Origin of the sequence: Pseudomonas sp. 10C3 (assembly GCF_036346185.1) — a bacterium.
Lineage (GTDB): Bacteria > Pseudomonadota > Gammaproteobacteria > Pseudomonadales > Pseudomonadaceae > Aquipseudomonas.
Genome location: NZ_JASJVE010000006.1, coordinates 198763 through 220284, shown reverse-complemented (window position 1 = coordinate 220284; position 21522 = coordinate 198763). Strand labels below are relative to the sequence as shown.

General features: G+C 57.1%; 20 protein-coding genes and 2 riboswitches. Of the genes, 12 read left to right on the top strand and 8 right to left on the bottom strand.

Features of this window, described 5'->3' with window-relative positions:
* Positions 1 to 273: 273 nt before the first annotated feature.
* The 6 genes from QN399_RS08020 to QN399_RS07995 all read left to right on the top strand — a co-directional run bounded on the left by QN399_RS08020 (position 274) and on the right by QN399_RS07995 (position 5248).
* A complete protein-coding gene (locus tag QN399_RS08020; RefSeq protein WP_322179184.1) occupies positions 274 to 717 on the top strand; it encodes a hypothetical protein in 444 nt (147 codons plus the stop codon).
* Between the two features lies 1 nt (position 718).
* Entirely contained in the window at positions 719 to 1297 is a 579-nt protein-coding gene (locus QN399_RS08015; protein WP_322179183.1) for an adhesin, read from the top strand.
* 80 nt (positions 1298 to 1377) lie between these two features.
* On the top strand, positions 1378 to 2346 hold the full coding sequence (locus QN399_RS08010) for a heme utilization protein (RefSeq protein WP_322179182.1): 969 nt from the start codon (positions 1378 to 1380) through the stop codon (positions 2344 to 2346).
* 103 nt (positions 2347 to 2449) lie between these two features.
* Entirely contained in the window at positions 2450 to 3130 is a 681-nt protein-coding gene (locus QN399_RS08005; protein WP_322179181.1) for a C39 family peptidase, read from the top strand.
* 27 nt (positions 3131 to 3157) lie between these two features.
* Positions 3158 to 3904, top strand: coding sequence for a hypothetical protein (locus tag QN399_RS08000; RefSeq protein WP_322179180.1), 747 nt, complete (start codon positions 3158 to 3160; stop codon positions 3902 to 3904).
* A 45-nt stretch (positions 3905 to 3949) separates the two neighbouring features.
* The gene (locus QN399_RS07995; protein WP_330200788.1) at positions 3950 to 5248 is read left to right on the top strand and encodes a hypothetical protein; all 1299 of its coding nucleotides are present in this window, start codon (positions 3950 to 3952) and stop codon (positions 5246 to 5248) included.
* A gap of 70 nt (positions 5249 to 5318) precedes the next feature.
* Here QN399_RS07995 and QN399_RS07990 read toward each other — a convergent pair whose 3' ends face one another.
* On the bottom strand, positions 5319 to 6644 hold the full coding sequence (locus QN399_RS07990; protein ID WP_322179178.1) for a sigma-54 dependent transcriptional regulator: 1326 nt from the start codon (positions 6642 to 6644) through the stop codon (positions 5319 to 5321).
* A gap of 380 nt (positions 6645 to 7024) precedes the next feature.
* Between QN399_RS07990 and QN399_RS07985 the strand changes: the two genes are divergently transcribed.
* Positions 7025 to 7291 carry a hypothetical protein gene (locus tag QN399_RS07985; RefSeq protein WP_322179177.1) on the top strand — a complete coding sequence of 89 codons (267 nt, stop codon included), beginning with the start codon at positions 7025 to 7027 and terminating at the stop codon, positions 7289 to 7291.
* Between the two features lie 51 nt (positions 7292 to 7342).
* On the opposite strand, the gene QN399_RS07980 is transcribed toward QN399_RS07985, so the two are convergent.
* The 4 genes from QN399_RS07980 to cobW form a co-directional block, all read right to left on the bottom strand.
* Positions 7343 to 7909: a VWA domain-containing protein gene (locus QN399_RS07980; RefSeq protein ID WP_330200794.1), complete on the bottom strand. Its 567-nt coding sequence runs from the start codon at positions 7907 to 7909 to the stop codon at positions 7343 to 7345.
* Between the two features lie 101 nt (positions 7910 to 8010).
* A complete protein-coding gene (locus QN399_RS07975) occupies positions 8011 to 9054 on the bottom strand; it encodes an AAA family ATPase (RefSeq protein WP_322179165.1) in 1044 nt (347 codons plus the stop codon).
* A gap of 19 nt (positions 9055 to 9073) precedes the next feature.
* Positions 9074 to 12838: a cobaltochelatase subunit CobN gene (gene cobN, locus QN399_RS07970; RefSeq protein WP_330200787.1), complete on the bottom strand. Its 3765-nt coding sequence runs from the start codon at positions 12836 to 12838 to the stop codon at positions 9074 to 9076.
* A 3-nt stretch (positions 12839 to 12841) separates the two neighbouring features.
* A complete protein-coding gene (gene cobW / locus QN399_RS07965) occupies positions 12842 to 13906 on the bottom strand; it encodes a cobalamin biosynthesis protein CobW (protein WP_330200793.1) in 1065 nt (354 codons plus the stop codon).
* Between the two features lie 97 nt (positions 13907 to 14003).
* A riboswitch (cobalamin riboswitch) is annotated at positions 14004 to 14217 on the bottom strand.
* Positions 14218 to 14292: 75 nt separating this feature from the next.
* A riboswitch (cobalamin riboswitch) is annotated at positions 14293 to 14514 on the top strand.
* A gap of 100 nt (positions 14515 to 14614) precedes the next feature.
* Here cobW and QN399_RS07960 point away from each other — a divergent pair.
* From QN399_RS07960 to QN399_RS07940, 5 genes are all read left to right on the top strand, one after another.
* Positions 14615 to 14803, top strand: a complete 189-nt coding sequence (locus tag QN399_RS07960; RefSeq protein WP_330200792.1) for a CbtB-domain containing protein — start codon at positions 14615 to 14617, stop codon at positions 14801 to 14803.
* Positions 14804 to 14814: 11 nt separating this feature from the next.
* On the top strand, positions 14815 to 15534 hold the full coding sequence (locus QN399_RS07955; protein ID WP_322179163.1) for a CbtA family protein: 720 nt from the start codon (positions 14815 to 14817) through the stop codon (positions 15532 to 15534).
* On the top strand, positions 15531 to 15956 hold the full coding sequence (locus QN399_RS07950; protein WP_322179162.1) for a cobalamin biosynthesis protein: 426 nt from the start codon (positions 15531 to 15533) through the stop codon (positions 15954 to 15956). The genes QN399_RS07955 and QN399_RS07950 overlap by 4 nt, the downstream gene beginning before the upstream one ends.
* Before the next feature lie 53 nt (positions 15957 to 16009).
* Positions 16010 to 16756 carry a precorrin-4 C(11)-methyltransferase gene (gene cobM, locus QN399_RS07945; RefSeq protein WP_330200786.1) on the top strand — a complete coding sequence of 249 codons (747 nt, stop codon included), beginning with the start codon at positions 16010 to 16012 and terminating at the stop codon, positions 16754 to 16756.
* A gap of 77 nt (positions 16757 to 16833) precedes the next feature.
* Positions 16834 to 17082, top strand: a complete 249-nt coding sequence (locus QN399_RS07940; RefSeq protein WP_322179160.1) for a DUF1272 domain-containing protein — start codon at positions 16834 to 16836, stop codon at positions 17080 to 17082.
* An 85-nt stretch (positions 17083 to 17167) separates the two neighbouring features.
* On the opposite strand, the gene nfuA is transcribed toward QN399_RS07940, so the two are convergent.
* From nfuA to QN399_RS07925, 3 genes are all read right to left on the bottom strand, one after another.
* Positions 17168 to 17761, bottom strand: coding sequence for a Fe-S biogenesis protein NfuA (gene nfuA, locus QN399_RS07935; protein ID WP_322179159.1), 594 nt, complete (start codon positions 17759 to 17761; stop codon positions 17168 to 17170).
* 58 nt (positions 17762 to 17819) lie between these two features.
* Complete coding sequence (locus QN399_RS07930; RefSeq protein WP_322179158.1) at positions 17820 to 18854, bottom strand: acyltransferase; 1035 nt, start codon at positions 18852 to 18854, stop codon at positions 17820 to 17822.
* A gap of 213 nt (positions 18855 to 19067) precedes the next feature.
* Entirely contained in the window at positions 19068 to 21371 is a 2304-nt protein-coding gene (locus tag QN399_RS07925; protein ID WP_322179157.1) for a fatty acid cis/trans isomerase, read from the bottom strand.
* Between the last annotated feature and the right edge of the window lie 151 nt (positions 21372 to 21522).

Here is a 21522-nt window from a genome sequence, read left to right as displayed (position 1 = left end):
TAAAAGCCCGAGCCAGAGCGGTTCAGCGATTTAACGATAAATCTGTTAAGCCGCTGATACAACAGGCAACGAGAGTAATCGCCTTCAAGCCCTCATGCACAGCTTCTTCTATCCAATTGAATCTGTTTCACAATCATTACACTGACATTGAAAGTCTTTGAGCTATCACGCTCAACCCTTTGATTTATCTAACACTATTAAAAGCGGCACAGCTCCTGCTCTCTTTCTTGCATCGCTGATTAGGGCCAGCGCATCAACTAAGGAAGAACAGTCATGGGGCGTTTAGAAAAGGGCATGTTTGGCCTCGTATTCATCGGGTGCGTCAGCGGCGCGTCCCTTATTCCTTCAGCACATGCAGGCGATGGCGTTATTGTTCTGGAGCGCACAGTTCAGCCCCACGTCGCCACCCGCTCACTGATGCGTCCAGACCCGAATCCCACCACGGTTAACACTAACGTTTCCAGCCGGGTCACGGGGGCACTGAACAATGGTGAGTTGTCAGACGGTGACTTCGCCACTGTCACCAGCGGCGCAACTATCAATCACATGCTTATGCCCAACGGCACCCTCCGCGGCTTGAATACTGTCGATCGAGGGGTAACCGCAGGCTTGGGTGCCGGTCATTCAGGCGGTGCCACCAGCGGTATAGGCGGTCAGGTCACCGGTGCCGTCCAGCAAGGTCTTGCTCCATTGCGCATGATGACGGGAGACCACTGAGATGACCCGCTCATTCCTCATAGTAGCCATGTTCTGCTCTTGTGCGGTTTTGGCCGACTCGAACGCCCCGGTGGTTGATCAGGCGGTCATCGGCAGTGTTGGGCAGAATTATCAAGGCAACTTTTCCGTAAACCAGGCCGCTGGCGATCAACAGCAACAAATCAACGGTCGGGCCATCGCCATTGGCACTGAAGCACAGGCCACTGGCCAATATCATCAACAACTCAATACCCGGATCGATCCGCTACGAAACCCGCGATCAGCCATCGAAGGCAACGCCTTCAGCAATGGCAGCGGGATCCTGGGGGTCAACCAGTCTTCCGGCGCCAATAACCAACAAATTAACGCAGTGCGCCTGAGCATCAGTGCCCAGGCGCAAAGCATCGACGACAGCGTCCTGTCACAGCAAAACGTGGCGCTGTTGCAAGGCTCCGGCACAACCGAGCACTCCCCTGGCAACCGCCAGGTCGCTACCAGCGATCAGGCCTTCACCGGTAGTCGAGGGGTTGTTCAGTTGAACCAGAGCGCTGGGGTGGGGAACCAATCGGTCAACACCCTGAGCGTAAGGGTCTCCAACTGACCCAAAGCAATACAGCAATACAGCAATACAGCAATACAACGTTCCAACACTTAGCAATCCCATAAGAATGGAGAAACACCATGAAACCTACAATGGCAATCAAGCCTCTGGTCTTCGCACTGGCAGCAATCATGGCTGTAGCAGCACAAGCCGACGGGCGCGGTGGCAACAACAACGGCCATGACAACAATGATCCTAGCCCCCTGCTCGGGCTTCTGATCAATGCAGGCTCTGCCGCAACGGTGATGGATTCACAAAGCAGCCATGACAACACGACCCTCAACCAAGGCACTCGTAACAGTGCCACGGTCGATAGCTCGGGTTCCAACGCCAATGGCAATTTGGGGATTAACGTTGCGGGCGGCGACGCTAACCAACAGGATAACGCTGCCGCCATCGCCACGGCCGATCAAACTTTCATTTTCGGTAGCGCGATCTCTGCATCCAGTGCCACCCAGACCAACAGTGGTAACACTGCTGCCAACTACTCCACCCAGACCACCACCACCCTCTCGAACTCGGCCAATGGCAGCTCCGGCAACATTGGTATCAACGTGACGTCTGGCGACTACAACCAACAGAAAAACAATCTGGCGATTGCAGTGTCCGGTGGTCGGGTGGCAACAGCTTCGGCGTCGGCCAACCAAACTTCTAGCGGCACCTCGGTTAATAACTATGCTGATCGTAGTTATGAAAAAACCACCCTCAAATCCACTGTCGATGTGAAAGGCAGCTATAAAGGTACAGGGGAAGGCTACGTGTACGACAACGACAGCCATGGTGGTGGTTGGGGCCACAATGACAGCCGCAGTAACAATGACAAAAACAAATTGGCCTTCACTGAAAGTGGCACTGTGGAGTTGAGCGGCGTAGCGACTTATCAGGTGTTGACCCCTACCGGTTGGGCAAACCCTGTGACCAACAGCGCGACCCTGAGCAACTCGCTGAACAATGTGTCGGGTAACGTCGGCGCCAACGTTTCCTCGGGCATCGGCAACCAACAAAGCAACTCGCTGTCCATCGCCGCAGGCTGCAAAGCCTGCATGTAAGCGCGACGGTAATCAGGGGTTCTCGCAAGAGAACCCCTTTTCCCAAGCGTTGTTGGAAGTCTTACTTTGCTAAAGAGACTCAAACGTCCAAGGCGTAATGATCATGCGCAGTATCGCCCTCTTCTGCCTGTTATTGATTGCCGGCCTGTCACAAGCAGGTCAAATGGCGGTTCCCGGTTTGCCGGGTGCCAATCTAGTCTACAAGCACGTTCAGAGCATGCGCGAACGGCGTTTTAGCGATCTGGTGGAACAAAAAACTGACTTCAGCTGTGGCGCTGCCGCGCTGGCGACAGTGTTGCGTCAGGCCTACTGGCTGGACGTGACCGAGAACCAGCTTATCGAAGGCATGCTGCTCACTGCGGACCAGGACCTTGTGCGTACACAGGGTTTCTCCATGCTCGATATGAAACGCTACGTCGAAAGCATCGGCATGCGTGCCCGTGGCTACCGAATTCCTTCGGAAAGCCTGGACCGCCTGACCATTCCGGTCGTGGTGCTGATGGACATTCGCGGCTATAAGCATTTCGTCGTGCTGCAAAAGACTGAGAAGAATTGGGTGTACATCGGTGATCCCGTGCTCGGCCACAAACGCTATTCCCGTGAAGACTTCACCAAAGGCTGGAACGGCATCATTTTCGCGATCATCGGGCCTGGGTATGACAAACATAATGCCCTGCTGGATCCGCCGTTGCCATTAACTGCCAGAGGTCGCGTGGATACCTTTAACCCGGTCAAGGATGCGGAGTTAATGGAGTTTGGCTTTTTGCAAAGTGATTTCTTCTAATAATAAAAGGGCAAAAGGGAGCCGCACATGAAAATCCACCACTGGCTGGCCGCTGCCTGCATGGTTGCTAGCCTGCCGACGTATGCCACGTCGGTCTTAAAGCCCATAGAACTCAAGGATCAAGAATTGGCCCAGTTACGCGGTCGTTATGTGATGCCGGACCGCATTGTTTATTTCGGCATGACCATGACCAGTACTTGGCAAAATGCCGCGGGCGATGTACTCGGCGCACAAACCACACTGCACATGCAACAAAACACGATAAAGCCGCAATTTTATGTGTCACTCATCAACCAAAAGGGGAATGGGTCAACGTCTACTGACGGTACCGGCTCAATCACTGGGGGTGGAGGACTCACCGCTAATCAGGGCGTGACGCAAAGTACACGCACTGCTGGCGACGGTAACAGTGCCAGTAACAACGTTGCTATCAACGTCCAGCAGAACGGCCTGGCGCCAGCTCTAACCGCAAACCAGGGTCAGGTATTGACCAGCGGCGCAACGATCACGGAGGCCAACCGCGCTGGCAACCTGACGATTTCGTCCAGCAATGGTGGCGTGCAATTGGCCATTCAGGCCGGCAATAACCAGGGCGACTCGATGCAACGTATTGCCGCAGGCGGTGTTCTGCAGGCGACCAATCTAATAGGGACGAGTAATCAAGTTCAAAACTTGACGCAATTGAATATTGTGCTACGCAACGACTTACCCTCCACTGGTACGCTGAATTGTAATCTGGATCAATTAAAGAACCTCCGGTCTGCGGGTTATTGATCTACGCTCTGATTCATAAAACAGCTCACAGGGATGGCTACTCTTATGTATCGTTCGTTCTCGTTTCGCGCGGTTGTTTGTTTGAGTGCGCTGTTGCCCGCGACATTTACCCAGGCAGCAGACACTGATGTCGAGACATTGAAGCAAGAACTTCTTGAGTTGAAACAACGCTACGATGTGCAACAAAAGGCACTGATGGTGCTTGAACAGCGGGTCCGCCAAGTTGAAGATCAGCCAGCGACGCCTCAGCCCAAACGACTGGTGCGCTCGCCGGCGACCCCTGCAAATCCTGCAAATAAGGGCAGCGGTGTTGCCGTTGCCAGCAGCGATGGCCGTGCGACGGGGACAGGCAGCTCTTACGGTCAGGCACTTAAAGATGACTCGCAACCGGCACAAAGCGTGAGCAACCTGTACGACGAAGCCAGCGGTTTTTTTGGTGGGGGTAAGTTCAGCCTGGAAACCGGCATAACCTATGCCCACTACGACACTAATCAACTGATCCTTAATGGTTTTCTGGCACTGGATTCGATTTTTCTGGGCAATATCGGTATCGACAAGATCAAGGCCGACAACTGGACCCTGGACTTGACCGGACGCTACAACTTCGACCAGCGTTGGCAAGTCGATCTCAACGTACCCGTTATTTACCGGGATACCACCTACTCTTCATCCGGTGCTGGCAACTCGACAAGTCAGATATCCGAAGTCAGCGAAAAACGTGATCCGACCTTGGGTGATATCAACGCCGGGATCGCCTATAAGTTTCTTGATGAAACCGCCAACACGCCGGATGCGATCTTTACCCTGCGTCTAAAGGCGCCTACCGGCAAAGAGCCCTATGGCATCAAGTTGCATACGTCCAGTCAGAACGACAACCTCTCGACACCTGAAAGTCTACCAACCGGCAATGGCGTATGGTCATTGACACCGGGCCTCTCTCTGATCAAAACCATCGACCCTGCGGTCCTGTTCGGCAGCATCGCTTATACCTACAACATGGAAGAGTCATTCGGCGATATCAGCCCCACTCAAGGCACTAAGGTCCCAGGCAACGTCAAACTGGGCGATACGTTCCAAGTGGGGGCCGGTATTGCCTTCGCCCTGAACGAGAAAATGAGCATGTCGTTTTCGGTGTCTGATCTCATCGCGATGAAAAGCAAGATCCAGCAGCAAGGCCAGGGATGGCAAACAGTCAGCAACAGTGATGCCAATGCGGGGTACTTCAACATTGGCATGACCATGGCTGTATCAGACAAACTGACCATCGTGCCCAATCTTTCCATTGGCCTGACCAACGATGCGCCGAACTTTACCTTCAGCCTGAAATTCCCGTACTACTTCTGATCCCTTTGTCCGCCGCCTCAACTAAAAAACCCGCGATGATCGCGGGTTTTTTAGGAGGGAGTTGAACACATCAGCGAATCTGATGTTTGTGCAGCAATCTGTAAAAAGTCGGCCGCGACACACCCAATACTTTGGCGGCAACACTCAGGTTATCGCTGTGACGAGTCAACACATCACACAATGCCTGACGCTCCGCACGGGACTTATAATCATCAAGGGTGCCCATGGCGGCAGTGACCTCCTGGTTGCCGACCAGCCCCAGGTCGGCGGCCTCGATTTGTCGCCCCTCGGCCAATACCAAGCCACGCCGTACCCGATTAGCCAACTCGCGAACGTTACCGGGCCAGTCATGCTTGCCCATCGCGACCAGCGCATCCTGACTGAAACTACGTGGGCGACGGCCGGTTTCCTGACTGTAGACGTGGGCGAAATGATTGGCCAACATCGCCAGATCTCCGTACCGCTCACGCAAAGGTGCGGTGACCACTTGCAAGACATTCAGGCGGTAATACAGATCTTCACGAAACCGCCCTTGGCGAATAGCCGCTTCAAGGTCGACGTGGGTGGCGGCCAACACACGAACGTCAACTGCGATCGGATCACGCCCGCCGACTCTCTCGATATGTTTTTCTTGGAGAAACCGCAGCAAATTGGCCTGTAATTCCAGTGGAAGATCGCCGATCTCATCAAGGAACAGAGTCCCGCCGTTGGCGGCTTCGATTCGTCCGATCTTGCGCTGATGGGCGCCCGTAAAAGCGCCTTTCTCATGGCCGAACAGCTCGGACTGAATCAAATGTTCAGGAATGGCGCCGCAGTTGATCGCAACGAACGGCTTGCCTTTGCGTTGGGACTGCTGGTGCAAGGTCCGGGCTACCAGTTCTTTGCCGGTGCCACTCTCCCCCCGAATCAGAACTGGAGACTCGGTCGGCGCCAGCTTGCTCAATAACTTGCGTAATTCACGAATCGGGCGGCTTTCGCCCAACAGCTCATGTTCAGGCTCATGGACATGGGCCGCTCCCTGCCCGCGAAGTCTCGCCATGCCATACGCGCGGCCAAGGGTTACTTGCACCCTTGAAACATCGAACGGCAGGGTATGGAAGTCGAAAAACCACTCACAAACAAAATCACCCACCTTTTGCAGACGTAACTCATCGGGGCTGAGCACCGCAATCCATTCAGTATTGCTGCGGCTGATCAACTCCTTGACTGCTTCAGGGTGTTCAACGTGGTAAGGCATCAGACGGATCAAGCCGACGTCGCAGGTTTGCTCTGCGGCTAACTCGAGGGTGCTGCTGTGCACGTCCCAGCCAGCCTCACGGAGTGCGGGAATCAAACGATGGCAATCATCGCAAGGGTCGACGACCAATAGGCGACGTAGTGGAGCCGATTCATGCATAGAGGTTCCTTGGCGCCAATATTTAGAAATCGTTTTATAAACAGTAAGTTGGCAAAGCTGGCTGTTACATTAGCAAAAATTTGACACACGCTTGTACCGTTTAACTATAAGCGCCATTCCAAAAAGAACTAAAAAAATCAGGTGGTTCATTCAATTATTCAGTCTACTAATTATGCGCACTGACTTTGCTCCACACAGTCGTCGGCGATGCGCGGCAGGCCGCAAGCGGCAAGGGGTACCGTTGGTAGGGAATTATTAAATTATCGACAGACTATTGTGACTTATCTGACCTCTTGCATCATCAGTACAAGTAACCAGCCGAACGGTAAGCCCACCCCTCGGCGGCGATTGAATTTATTTGGGCACGGAGAGAAACGCTCATGAACACCCCACTGCGCTTTAACGAAGCTCTTTTGATCGCGGGTCATGCCTTCGAACCCTTTCAATGCGTCGCTTGGGCACCGCAAGACGGTAACGGCGAGCTGAGCCTGACCGTCATCGACCGCACCAATACCCGAATCGGGCGCAAACAGATCCCAAGCAGCACCTATAGTGACCCTGTTCAACTGGAAAGTCTGCTGGAGCAAGCCCGGGCAGAAATCAGTCAGGAAGGCTACCGCCTGATGCCCTGGACCATGCCAGAGTGAATTGAAGTAACTCGTCTCTGAAAGCACTGCAGAGCAGTGCTTTCAGAGCTTTCAGCGAACCCGAGTTAACGATTCAATATGACAATACTCAGCCCCTAATGCTGAGGCCAGTTGCACCGCGCGCCCCAGGCGAATCGGCCCCTGCTCTATGTCTATCAGCAGGCTCGGGCAACTCAGCTCAGGCACAACCGGCAGAGCCTTGATGCGGCCATCTGTCAACAGCAACAGGCGTTGCTGTTCGGTCGGGTGCTGTTTTTGACGCAAAGTGAGCCAGTGTGCAGTTTGTTCCAGTGCGTCGAGCAGCGGCGTGCCACCCCCCGCGCCCAGTGCGTTAAGCCAGGGCAGTAGTGCGGCGGATGCTTTGAGGCCTTGATGTTGCCAGTGCGGGGCATTGCCGCTGGCGGTGAGCAATGCCAAGCGGACGCGGCGACGGTAAGCATCATCGAACAGCTGACTCAACAGACCTTTGGCCTGACTCAAGGCCTGATAGCGCCGGGTCGAGGCGGATGCATCGACAATGACCAGCCATAGCGCCTGAGGACGACTGCTACGCGGCTTTCGAATCAGGTCTTTGCGCCGTTTAGGGCGTCCGCGCAACAGGGTCGGCAACCAATCGATGGCGCCACCGGACCCGTCGCGGGCCGCACCGGTTCTGCCGCCACTGAGTCTTCCTGGCTGAGGCGTGGCATCCGCCCCCGGTGTCGAATGAGGGCGGATGCCTACGGCTTTTTTGGCCAGCTCGGCACTTCTCGGCGCATACCGACAGGCATCGCCTGCGCGGGCATCTCGCCCCAACTGCCCTGCCCGCCTTCCAGACTCTCACTCTGCTCGTCAGGCGGGGTATTGCCAGGCGTTGCTTGCGGCGGGGTCGGCGGAGCCTCGGCAGGCGGTGGAGCTTTTGCAGATGGCGAGCCGGTGCTACGGCGATGACGCAGGGCAAACTCAGCGACCGCATCGATATCCTCAACCATGATCTGCCGGGCACCGCGCCAGGCTGCATGAGCGCGTGCCGCACGTAGCCAGACCAAATCCGCACGCAACCCGTCCACACCCGCGGCAAAACAGCGCTCGGTAATCTGCCCAAGCGCCTGATCGTCCAGAGGGACTGTCGGCAGTAGCGCGCGCGCCTGTTCGCAACGCTGTTTCAAGGCGTTCTGTTGATCCGCCCACTGCTCACAGAACGCAACAGGATCGGCATCGAAATCCAGTCGTCGGCGAATGATTTTTCCACGCTCGGCCGGGACCGTAGGGCCACTCAACACCACGTTCAAACCGAAGCGATCCAGCAATTGGGGGCGCAGCTCGCCCTCTTCCGGGTTCATCGTCCCAATCAGGACAAACCGCGCCGGATGACGATGGGAGATGCCATCGCGCTCGACAATGTTGGTCCCGCTGGCCGCGACATCCAGCAGCAAATCGACCAGATGGTCGGCCAGCAGATTGACCTCGTCGACATACAGCACCCCGCCATTCGCTTTAGCCAACACACCTGGCGAGAACTGCGCCCGGCCTTCTCCGAGGACCGCATCCAGGTCCAGCGTGCCCACCAGGCGCTCCTCTGTCGCGCCCAGCGGCAACGTGACAAATTGCCCGCTGGCCAGCAAATCGGCCAAACCTCGCGCAAGCGTTGACTTGGCCATGCCGCGCGGGCCTTCGATCAGGATGCCACCAATCCTGGGGTCGATAGCTGTCAAACACAGCGCCAGTTTCAGCTCTTCGGCACCGACCACCGCAGCCAATGGGAAATGCGGGATATCGTTCATGCTCGTCTCTCGAAAATCATCAGTGTTCTTCTATATCCAGCAGCAGGTTTTCCAGCGCCTGGCGGTACTCACCCGGCGCCTCCCATAACCCACGCTGCTGAGCTTCCAGCATGCGCTCGGTGATATCGCGTAACGCATCAGGGTTGTGCTGCTCAATGAATGCACGGGTCGAAGGGTCCAACAAATAGGCATCGGCCAGCAATGCGTACTGGTGATCATCAATCAAATGCGTGGTGGCGTCGAAAGCAAACAGAAAGTCCACCGTCGCGGCCATCTCGAACGCGCCTTTATAGCCGTGGCGCTTGACCCCTTCAATCCACTTTGGATTGGCCGCGCGCGCACGCACGACCCGGTTCAACTCCTCTTTCAGGGTGCGGATTTTTGGTAAGTCCGGCTGACTGTGGTCGCCATGGTAGCTGGCGGCTTTATGTCCGCTGAGGCTTTCCACGGCGGCGAGCATGCCACCTTGAAACTGGTAATAGTCGTTGGAGTCGAGCAGGTCATGCTCGCGATTGTCCTGGTTCTGCAGCACGGCTTGTACGTGGGACAATCGCTGAGCAAAACGCTCGCGCGCTGGCGTGCCTTCATCAGCGCCCCCATACGCGTAACCGCCCCAGTTCAGGTAGACCTCGGCCAGATCTTCGCGACTTTGCCATAAGCGCCCGTCGATAGCGCCTTGCACGCCGGCACCATAAGCACCCGGCTTGGCGCCGAAAATGCGCCAACCAGCCTGTCGTGCGGCATCGTCGGCACTCAAACCGTTGCTCTCAAACGCCTGGCGTTCTTCGCGCACCTTGGCCGCCAGTGGATTGAGTTCATCCGGCTCATCAAGGGCGGCGACCGCTTGAACCGCAGCATCGAACAGGCGGATCAGGTTGGCGAATGCGTCGCGAAAAAAGCCGGAGACGCGCAATGTCACGTCCACCCGAGGCCGGTCGAGCAGGCTCAGAGGCAGGATTTCAAAGTCGTCGACCCGCTGGCTGCCCGTAGCCCAGACTGGACGGACCCCCATCAGGGCCATGGCCTGGGCAATATCGTCACCGCCGGTGCGCATGGTCGCTGTACCCCAGACGGACAGACCCAGCTGACGCAGGTGATCGCCGTGATCCTGCAAGTGCCGCTCCAGCAGCAGGTTCGCCGATTGAAAACCGATACGCCACGCGGTCGTGGTTGGCAGATTACGCACGTCCACGGAAAAGAAATTACGCCCGGTAGGCAGCACATCCAGGCGCCCACGGCTGGGGGAACCGCTGGGCCCTGCCGGAACGAATAGACCGCTCAACGCGTCCAGTAGACCCTGCATTTCCGCAGGACCGCAGGCATCCAGCCGTGGCGCAACAACTTCGCTTAAATTATAAAGAATAAGTGCCAAGCCATTGTTTTCAGTCAACTCACTGATAGGATTTAGCATCAACACCTGCTCGATCAGCCACGCTGCATACAACTCCAGCCGCTCACGCGTATCACCCGCCGTGCGCCAGGGTTCGGCGCTGATATCCAACAGTGACGCAGGGCGAGGCCCACTCCAGGGCTCTGACAGCACGCAGTCCAGAGGGTCGAAGTTCAGTTCGAAAGCTTTGCTCAGGGCGCGCAACAGGCTCGATTGCGCGCCACGGCCATCACCGCGAGGAATCCGGAGCAACGCGAGCAAGGTGTCGATGCGCAGACGCCCGCTGGGCGATTCGCCGAAGATATGCAGGCCATCGCGAATCTGCGATTCCTTCAGATCACACAGGTAAGTGTCCAGACGTGGCAACCAGAGGGCAGCATCCGCATCGGCGTTGAGCGCCTCGTCCAGTTGCAGTTCACGATCGATCCGGGTTTCACGCACCAGCTTGAGGATGTCTCGTTGCAGTTCGCCTGCACGGCGTGGATCGAGCAGTTGAGCTTCGTAATATTCATCGGCGAGCACTTCCAGATCACGCAGCGGACCGTAGGTTTCGGCCCGGGTCAGTGGCGGCATCAAGTGATCAATGATCACTGCCTGGGTCCGGCGCTTGGCCTGAGCGCCCTCACCAGGGTCATTGACGATGAACGGATAGATGTTCGGCATCGCACCCAACACGGCGTCCGGCCAGCAATTTTGCGACAGGCCGACACCTTTGCCCGGCAGCCATTCGAGATTGCCGTGTTTGCCCACGTGCACCACGGCATGCGCGCCGTAGACTTTGCGCAACCAGAAGTAGAACGCCAAATAACCATGGGGCGGCACCAGGTCGGGGTCGTGATAGACCGCGCTGGCGTCTACTTGGTAACCCCGCGCGGGCTGAATACCCACAAACGTCAGGCCAAAACGCAGCCCCGCGACCATCATTCGGCCTGCGCGAAACATCGGGTCGCCCTGCGGCGCGCCCCAGCGGGCGGTCACTGCCTCGCGATTGGCAACAGGCAAGTCATTGAACGCAGCCTGATACTCGTCCAGCCCCATGCTTTGCTGACACGGGCGCAGATCAATGCTGTCCAGATCATTGGTCACTCCACCGAGCAACGCATGGATCAAGGCCGTGCCACTTTCAGGCAACGGCGCCAGCGGATAACCCTCGGTTTGCAACGCGCGCAAAATATTCAGCGCGGCTGCTGGCGTGTCCAAACCAACGCCATTACCGATCCGACCGTCGCGGGTGGGGTAATTGGCCAGAATCAACGCGACGCGCTTGTGTTGATTGGGCAGACGCGCCAAATCAATCCAGCGTCGCGCCAGTTCGGCAACAAAATCCATGCGCTCGGGCTGGGCGCGATAACACACCACATCGGATTGGCTGCGCTCGCTGTGCCAGGCCAGATCCTTGAAACTGATCGGCCGGCTGATGATCCGCCCATCCAGCTCGGGCAACGCGATATGCATCGCCAGGTCCCGTGGACCCAGTCCTTGCTCGCTGGCGGACCACGCGGGTTCATTGTCCTGGGCGCAGATGGCCTGGATCACCGGAACATTGCGCCGAAACGGTCGCACATGGGGGGCTTCAGGGCTGGATTGAGCGAAGCCGGTGGTATTCAGGATGAGCGCGGCACCGACCTCATCAAGCAGGTCTTCCACCACCGTCAGGCAGCCCGGTTCTTTCAGGCTGGCGACCGCGATGGGTAAAGGATTCAAACCCTGTGCCTGCAAACGGGCGCAGAACACGTCGACAAAGCCGGTGTTGGCCGCTTGCAGATGGGACCGATAGAACAACAACGCCACGACGGGCTGAGCAGTATGCCAATCGGCCTGCCAGTCACTCAGCTTGGCATTGGCCTTGTGCGGATGGTAGATCGCGGTACGTGGCAAAGCTTGAGGTTCTGCCCAAGGATAATCGCGGCCCAGCCAACAGTTTGCCAAACAACGATACAGCTCAAGCGCGTTGTGCATACCGCCCTGGCGAAGGAAATGCCAGAGCCGCTCGCCTTCTTCCGCGGCAACAGTGCTCAAGCCGCTCAGCTCCGGGTCCGGACGATCATCGCCCGGCACCAGAATAAGCTGCACCCCCTGTCCCGCAAGCTCCACCAGACGCTCGACGCCATAACGCCAATACCCAATGCCGCCATGCAGGGAAATCAGGATGACCTTGGCATGCCGTAGAACTTGATCGACGTACATGTCCACTGACGCGTGATTTTGCACTTGCATCGGGTTGGCCAGACGCAGACTGGGGTAATCCTCAGGCAACTGTTGCGCCGCCTCGGCGAACAACGCCAAATGTGAATCGCCGCTGCAGAGAATCACCAGCTCGGCCGGGGTTTGCCCCAGATCAGCGATGCTGTCGTCAGGTACAAAGCCGCCAGGTTGGGTTCTCAGTAAATGCATAAGTCAGCCGGCAACCGCTGCGTGCAGTTGGGCTTCGAGAACGCCGGCGTCGAGTTCCTGACCAATCAACACCAGATGGGTCGCACGTTCTTCCTCGGTACGCCAGGCACGGTCGAAATGCTTGTCGAAGCGCGTCCCGACGCCTTGAATCAGCAAGCGCATCGGTTTGCCCGGAATCGCCGCGAAACCCTTGACCCGCAAAATACCGTGCTGCACCACCAGTTGCGTCAAGGCGTCCAGCAACAGGCTTTCGTCGGCCTGCGGCAATTTGATCGAGATCGAATCGAACGCATCATGATCATGGTCGTCATGGTCATCGCCTTCGTGATGATCATGGTGGGTGCGGCGGCTATCGATATGCACCTCCGACTCGGCGCCCAGCCCCAGCAACACGCTGATGGGCAAACGACCGCTGCTGGCTTCGATCACTTTGACCGCGGGTGGCAGTTCTTCGGAGACTTTAGCGCGGACGGTCGCCAAGCCTGCCGCATCAAGCATGTCGGATTTGTTGAGGATGACCAGGTCCGCGCTCGCCAGTTGATCGGCGAACAACTCGTGCAGTGGCGACTCATGGTCAAGGTTCGGGTCGAGTTTGCGCTGTGCGTCGACTTGATCCGGGAATGCAGCGAAAGTGCCTGCCAACACCGCAGGGCTGTCGACCACGGTAATCACCGCATCGACCGTGCAGGCGTTACGAATTTCTGGCCACTGAAACGCTTGAACCAAAGGTTTTGGCAATGCCAGGCCAGAGGTTTCAATCAGGATGTGATCCAGGTCGCCGCGACGGGCAACCAATTCGCGCATGACCGGGAAGAACTCTTCCTGAACCGTGCAGCACAGGCAACCGTTGGCCAACTCATACACACGACCGCTGGCTTCTTCTTCGGTGCAGCCAATGGTGCATTGCTTGAGAATGTCGCCATCGATGCCCAGTTCGCCGAATTCGTTGACGATCACCGCGATGCGCCGACCTTCCGCGTTGTCGAGGATGTGCCGCAGCAACGTGGTTTTGCCCGACCCGAGGAAACCGGTAACGATAGTAACGGGAAGTTTGGCCAGTGATTTCATCGGATGCCCTTTGGCAAAGCGGCGGGCAAACAGGACGATAACCACGTAGCACATGCACGCAGATCAATTCGCCACCGGATCACCCCGCCCGGTTGTAGTGAGAATCTTGTTCCGAGGCAGGTCTCCTGGCTGACGGTGGCGTGTTGACGGCCTATAAAAAGCGTCCGACACGCGTTCATTGCGCCTTCCCACACGCGTGCAGTGGCAGTGCAATGAACATGACCGTTTACAGTTGCGGGGGCAGCCGCGGCTTGAACCGCGTTCCCTTTTAGCTCCGCGCATACCGGAGCACCTCGAACGAGCAAGGCTACGCAGTGGCTGCGGACAGGTCAATCACCGACTAAGCCGCAGATGCTCTGGATTGACTCCTGTGCGTGCTCATGTTTTCCTACGGCCTTGTTTCGGGTGCCCTTCACAGGGTGAAACGGGAAACCGGTGCGCTTCATGCCAACAGGCATAAGCAAGTCCGGCGCTGCCCCCGCAACGGTAAGCGAGTGAAGAATCAGATCCACTGTGCCAGCAGTCCGGCATGGGAAGGTGATTCTTGATGGTCAGGCTGCACGGACCCCTCGCAAGCCCGGAGACCGGCCCGACAAATCATCTGACAAACCCGCGGTGGGCGGGCGCTGTTGAACCTCTACTGACGCCTGTCAGTGGGGTTTTCATGCGCTTGCCTACTTGCCGACACTTGAGGGAAGCGCCATGTCGATCAGCACTATCAGCACTATCAGCCACTCAGCTACAACCACCTCCACTCAGACCCGACGCCTGACGGCTGCCGTCAGCGCCCTCCTGCTGGGTGCCTTTCTGGTCTACTTCGCCGGCTTCTCGCATATCAATGCCGTCCACAACGCGGCGCACGACACCCGCCACAGCTCTGCCTTCCCTTGCCATTGAGACCTGCCGCCATGTTCAAGCGTATCGCTCAAACGGCCGGGTTCACGGGTCTGTTCGCCGCACTGTTGTTGACGCTGCTGCAAAGCGTCTGGGTTGCGCCGCTGATTCTGCAAGCGGAGTCCTATGAGAAAGCACCGACAGAGCAGGCCCATGAACACGCTGAAGGCGTTGGCGCAGGCCATGTTCACGACGCCGAGGCATGGGAACCTCAAGACGGCTGGCAACGTGTCTTGTCCACCACCGGAGGCAACCTGGTGGTCGCAGTCGGTTTTGCATTGATGCTGGCGGGGCTTTACACCCTACGTGCGCCGGGCCGTACGTCTCAGGGGATACTGTGGGGGCTGGCCGGGTTTGCCGTGTTCGTTCTCGCGCCGACCCTGGGCCTGCCACCTGAGCTGCCGGGGACTGCGGCGGCTGATCTGGTTCAGCGACAAATCTGGTGGGTGAGCACAGCGGCATCTACTGCCGTCGCCTTGGCACTGATCGTGTTCAGCAAACATTGGTTGCTGAAGGTGCTGGGTGTAGCGATCCTGCTGGTGCCACACGTGATGGGTGCACCGCAACCAGACGTGCATGAGAGCCTGGCCCCTGAAGCTCTGGAAGCTCAGTTCAAGATCGCCTCGCTGCTGACCAATGCACTGTTCTGGATCGCCTTGGGTCTGATCAGTGCTTGGCTGTTCCGCCGCAATAATCATGAAGTGAACGCCCAACACGTCAATCACGGCGCATGACCCGGCAGCACTCGGTGCCGACCCTGGCGGTCGGCCTCGGCTGCCAGCGCGGTTGCCCTGCAAGCCGACTGCTGGAACTGATTGAACAGGCTTTGCAGGGTCATGGGCTGAAAATTGAAGCCATCACTGCCCTCGCCTCCATTGACCTGAAACGTTCTGAGCCGGGTTTGCTGGCGTTGGCAGAGCGTCTGGGTCTGCCACTGGTGTTTTTCAGTGCAGCAGAGTTGAGCTGTTTCGACGCGCGACTCAGTCATCGTTCTGCCATCGCGTTCGCCCACACCGGTTGCTACGGCGTGGCCGAAAGCAGTGCATTGGCGCTGTTACAGCGCCTTGGTGGACGTCATGGCGAATTACTGATCACCCGGCAGAAAAACCAGCAAGCGACATTTGCCTTGGCCGGTGACGTACTCAATCGTCGATAATCTGTCCGTTTTCACTCCCACTCAAAAGCCTAAGGCTGGATTCTGGAGCACCCATGACCGTTTTTTTTATCGGCGCAGGCCCCGGTGACCCGGAACTGATCACGGTCAAAGGCCTGCGCCTGATCCGCAGTTGCCCGGTGATTATCTACGCCGGCTCACTGGTACCGACCGCTGTCCTTGAAGGGCATCAGGCGGTACAGGTGATCAATAGCGCCGAGTTACACCTGGAGCAGATCATCGCCGCGATGAAATCCGCTCATGAACAAGGCTTCGATGTCGCTCGGGTGCACTCCGGCGATCCCAGTCTGTATGGCGCGATTGGCGAGCAGATTCGTTACCTGCGCGAACTGGATATCCCCTTCGAAATCATCCCCGGCGTTACCGCCACCGCTGCCTGCGCCGCACTGTTGGGCACCGAACTGACGCTGCCGGATATCTCTCAGAGTGTGATCCTGACCCGCTATGCCGATAAAACCTCCATGCCTGCGGGCGAGGAGCTGGCAAGCCTGGCGCAGCATCGGGCGACCATGGCGATTCATCTAGGGGTCAAGAACCTGGCAAAAATTGTCGCCGAACTGACCCCGCACTACGGCGCTGATTGCCCGATTGCCGTGGTCCATCGCGCCAGTTGGCCGGATCAGGATTGGGTACTCGGAACGCTCGCCGACATCCAGGAGAAAGTTCGCGCCAAAGGGTTTCGCCGCACGGCATTGATTCTGGTAGGCAGGGTATTGGCCAATGACCAGTTCGCCGAATCGTCGCTCTATCGGGCCGGACATGCGCATCTATACCGGCCCTGATTGCCAAGAGCCCGCAGTGTTTGGCATTGTTGCCGAAGCTTTCCTTCCCCCGAACACCTGCGAACGAGGTCACCTCTATGCTTGAACTTCGCCCGAGCTGTGAATGCTGCGACCGCAACCTGCCTGGCGACAGTCTGGACGCGTTGATTTGCTCGTTTGAATGCACCTTCTGCAGCGATTGCGCGCACGACCGTCTGGGCGGTCGCTGTCCCAATTGCTCCGGGCAACTTCTGCCACGTCCGGCACGCACCGGGGCTGCACTGCTGAAAAATCCGGCTTCAAGCCAGCGCGTGTTCAACCCTGCTGGTTGCGCCAAGGCTGGCTAAACCAGGCACTGGCAGAACCAAAAAAAATGCCTCGAACCAGTCGAGGCATTTTTTGCAGCTGTTTTATCGCGTAGAGGCGCCCGACTTAGTAGTAGGCGTTTTCTTTTTGCGTATGGTCAGTGACGTCCCGCACACCGTTAAGCTCAGGAATACGCTCAAGCAGAGTGCGCTCGATCCCTTCTCTCAAGGTCACGTCAGCCTGACCGCAGCCCTGGCAACCGCCACCGAACTTCAGCACCGCGATATTTTCGTTGTTCTCTTCAATCACATCAATCAGCGAAACCTGGCCGCCATGGCTGGCCAGCCCCGGATTGATCTCGGTTTGCAGGTAATAATTGATGCGTTCGTTGATCGGGCTGTCGGCATTGACCATCGGTACTTTGGCGTTTGGCGCCTTGATGGTCAGTTGGCCGCCCATTCGGTCGGTGGCGTAATCGACAACCGCATCATCCAGAAACGCTTCGCTGAAGGAGTCGATCCAGGCAGTGAAGCTTTTCAGGCCAATGGCCTTGTCTTCCGGTTTCTCTTCGCCCGGCTTGCAATAAGCAATGCAGGTCTCAGCGTATTGGGTGCCAGGCTGGGTAATAAACACGCGGATGCCGATGCCCTGAGTGTTCTGCTTTTCAAGCAAATCGGCCAGATAGTCGTGGGCGGCATCGGTAATAGTAATAGCGGTCATGAAAATTCCTCGCAGACGTGGGCGCAGTTTACGCCAATCATTCGCGCCGCACAAAGTCCTAGTAATTATGTCGGGAAAGAGCGACCGCCTCGCCCACCGCTCTTCGCTTGTCCAGCCAGCCTTTGAGGCGCAGATAAAGTCCTTTTTCGATAAATTCGTAACTGCCCCAGGCTCCGACGGCAATCAACGGTACACACACGGCAAACACCGCATACGGATTGAGCCCATAGCGTTCAGACGCCAGCCATCCGCCATAGAGAACCAATACGTGGAGTAAGTACACCGAGTAGGAACAGTCGCCCAGTACCTTGAATAATCGATTGCCCTGGAAGTACGGTTCCAGTGAGATACAGGCGACGACAATCAACGCGCTGGGCAGCCCCCAGTTCATAAACCGTTGTGAGGGTGGCAGGTGGTAAATAGTGACGAAGGCCCCGGCAATCGCCAGCAGCGGCAGCCATAGCCGTGGAGTGATCCAGCCCCGGCTGTAGATAATACCGATGCCGATGCCGAGCAGAAACTCGTACACAATGTCGTTGCGGTAGAAATGGCTGATCCAGCCGTAACGGGTCAACACCTCACTCACCGCGAACAATGCGGCCGCGACAACCAGTGGCCGATGACGTTGATGGACCAGGAACACCAGTGAGAATAATAGATAGAAGAACATTTCATAATTCAGCGTCCAACCCACGTTCAACGTAGGGTACATGCCATAACCGCCGGGGTTTTCAGAAGGGATGAATAACAGGGAAAGAATAAAGTTCTGCCAACTGATCACTTGATGCGGCAATAGCGGACTGGCGACTACCAACAGCAGCCCCATGGCGGCCGTGTAGACCCAATATGCCGGGACGATACGGATGATCCGATTGACCATGAAGCGTCCAGCTGGCATGTCTTTGTTTTGCGTGGACAGATAGATCACCAGCCCACTGATCACGAAGAAAATATCGACCCCTACCGCCCCCCTGTCGACGAAGAACTGCCCTACGGGGCCTTTGGCATGAAAATCAAAGAAAATCTGCATAAAGTGGTGACACACAACTGCCCACGCGGCGAGTGCCCGCAAGGCTTGAACCGAAATCAACATCCGCAACTCACCTGTTTTCAAATCAACATCAAGGACCCCGAATAGACTGCTACTTCAGGTCGTCTCGATACGTCGGACCGCGACAAGGGCCAAAAGGTTGCGCGGGATTGATGACTGGTAGATGGCTGCGGGCCATGTTTGTCAAGGCGTTCAGCTCAATACGAGCGTGTCAACGGCTTCGCAGGCTTACCTGCGAAGCCGTTTAAAGAACGGCTACAGATTCTCGTAACGGTTCATGTCCAGCATGCCCGCCTCAACCGGCTCGGTCTCCTGGATATAGCGTGTCAGGTCATGAAAATAGAACCAGAACTGAGGATTGCTCCGGCGAATGCCCCAGCGCTGAACGATTTTTTCGAACGCATCAGCGTCCCGCGCCTGCTCCATGGCGCGGACAAACGCGGGCACCTGCACAGCAGGAATATTGAACATAAAGTTCGGGTAGCTGCTCAGCACGCCGGGATAGATAGTCAAGGTGTCCAGCCCCGGTTGATAGCGGGATTCCTCACCCAGCATAAAGGCGACGTTACTGTGTGCACGGTTGCGCAGCAGGCTGTAGAGCTCGCGCTTACCATCGCTGGCCTGGATTCGGAGCATGCTTGCTTCCGGTAACTGGGCGATCACCTGCAAACCCGCCGCCGGGCGAGACGTCAGGCGACTCAGAGCCTGTTCGGCGTAGCGCAATTCGGGCACCAGGGTTTGCCGGGCACAGTACGCGCCACTGCAGCGGTTGATCGGGTCCGGCCGGCCATTCAAGTCGCCGTAGCGCACCAGCAACTGAAGGGCGAAATCACGTTTGGGGTCTTTTTCATTGAGCTTAAGACCGCTTGGCGCGTCGTCGTCGATGCCCTGATAGTCCAGCCACATTTTCACTTTGCCGCCTTCCTGGTACCAGTCGCTCAAGATCTCATCGCGCGAGTCAGCGGGCATCAGCCGCAGAAAGTTCTGCTCGGCACCGTTGCGGATCAGGTCGAAATACAACCGAGTCTGCGCTTGATGCGCAACGTTGCCGAATACGTCGAAATTGACCGCAAGCTGGTAATAGGTTCGCTCAAGGATGGGGAAGTCGAACAGCCACATCGTCTGCGGGATTTCGCCGATCAACCCTTTATTGACGGAGGCGCTGTCGTAGTGACGAAAAATCGACAACAAGGCGTTGTCGTTACCGGCCCACAACGTCGACCAACTGGGGGCTGGCGCCTGAGCATAGGTTTTGCTGCGTAGTGCTTCGTACTCATTGCGCTTGTCGCGATAGGAGTGCCACAGAGTCAAAACGCTGCCAACGTCGTCGATCTGGCCGGGCATCGACAACAGGGGCGTAGCCTTGTCACGATAAGCCGCATCCGTGAGGTACAGATCATGTGCCGGGTCCTGAAAAAGAGCCCAGAAATTATCGCGAATGACATCACTGGCGATATTCCCACGGCAGACCGGACCACGGATAAAGGTGCGCACGAAGTACTCGGCGTTGTCGAGCATGAACTGATAACGCGCTTGGGCAGGAATCGCCTGAAACGTGTCGAACGGATTGGCGCGGTGCCGTGGGCCGTAGCCAGGCGAAGCGCTGACAGTCCAGTCACCGCTGTAGAACAGCTCTTTGACCCGCGCCATTTTGCCTGGGCTCATCGGGTATGTGATGTGGGTCTTGTGCACGATCACCCCTTGTACTGGCCACAAGCGGTAATACACGTCGGAGCCCGGATCATCGTTGGGTCGTCGTGTATTGATCAGGTCGATGGGCTGACCGCTGGGCGTGCGCGAACGAACCCACTGAAAGAAATGCCCAGGCTCGCCGCCTTCAAAATAAATGTGTGCCAGAAACAGATGCTCGTATAACCACCGCGCCACTAACCCTTCCTTGGCGCCGCGGGCATTGAGCATGTCTTCCCACTGAGTGATTTGCAGCGTCTCGCTGGCGCTCGGGGCCAGCGCCTGTTGATCAATCGGCGCACCCGCCGCCAACCAGCGCCGCAAGGTTTGATACTGCGGTTCGGTCAGGCCGGTCACTGCCAGCGGCATGCCTTCCTTGGGATGGTTGCCGGCATAGGTATCGAACTCAGCCGGCATTGGGCATTGATTATCTCGGTCCATCCCCAGAACGATCTCGGCCGGAACTTTGGCATTGGGCGTCAGTGGCGTTTTATGGCCGAGCTCGAGCATCCGCGCCATCAGTGCAGCCTGACTGCCTTGCGCATCAAACACCGAATAGAAGCCTTTATGCTGCCAGGCCGTGACGCTATGGGCATCGTAATACAGTCGGGTAGGCGCCTCGGCTTCGCTACGCCTGCCGTTATACACCTGAACTTTCGACGCGCCCCGCAGAGCTCCTTCGGCACTGCCCAGGTTGAGCTGGCATGCGGCGTCATAACAGGCATGGCAGGCGACACACTTCTCGGTAAAGATCGGCTGCACGTCTCGGGTGTAGGAAATAGACGAGGAAGGGTTCGACCCTGAATCTTGCGCACGTACCCCACTGCACAGGAGCAGCAAAAAGAGGCTTGCGAGTACCCGATATGGCATGTCCAGTGTCCCGACCATTAAAACGCGGTGATTCTACAGTGGCTTACTCCCTACAACATGAGCGATATTCATGAGAATGCCCTCCTCTCACTAAAAGCGCGCAGGTTTGCTATTATCTCGGACCTTCTGTATTGGCCTTTCCAGGTAGTCC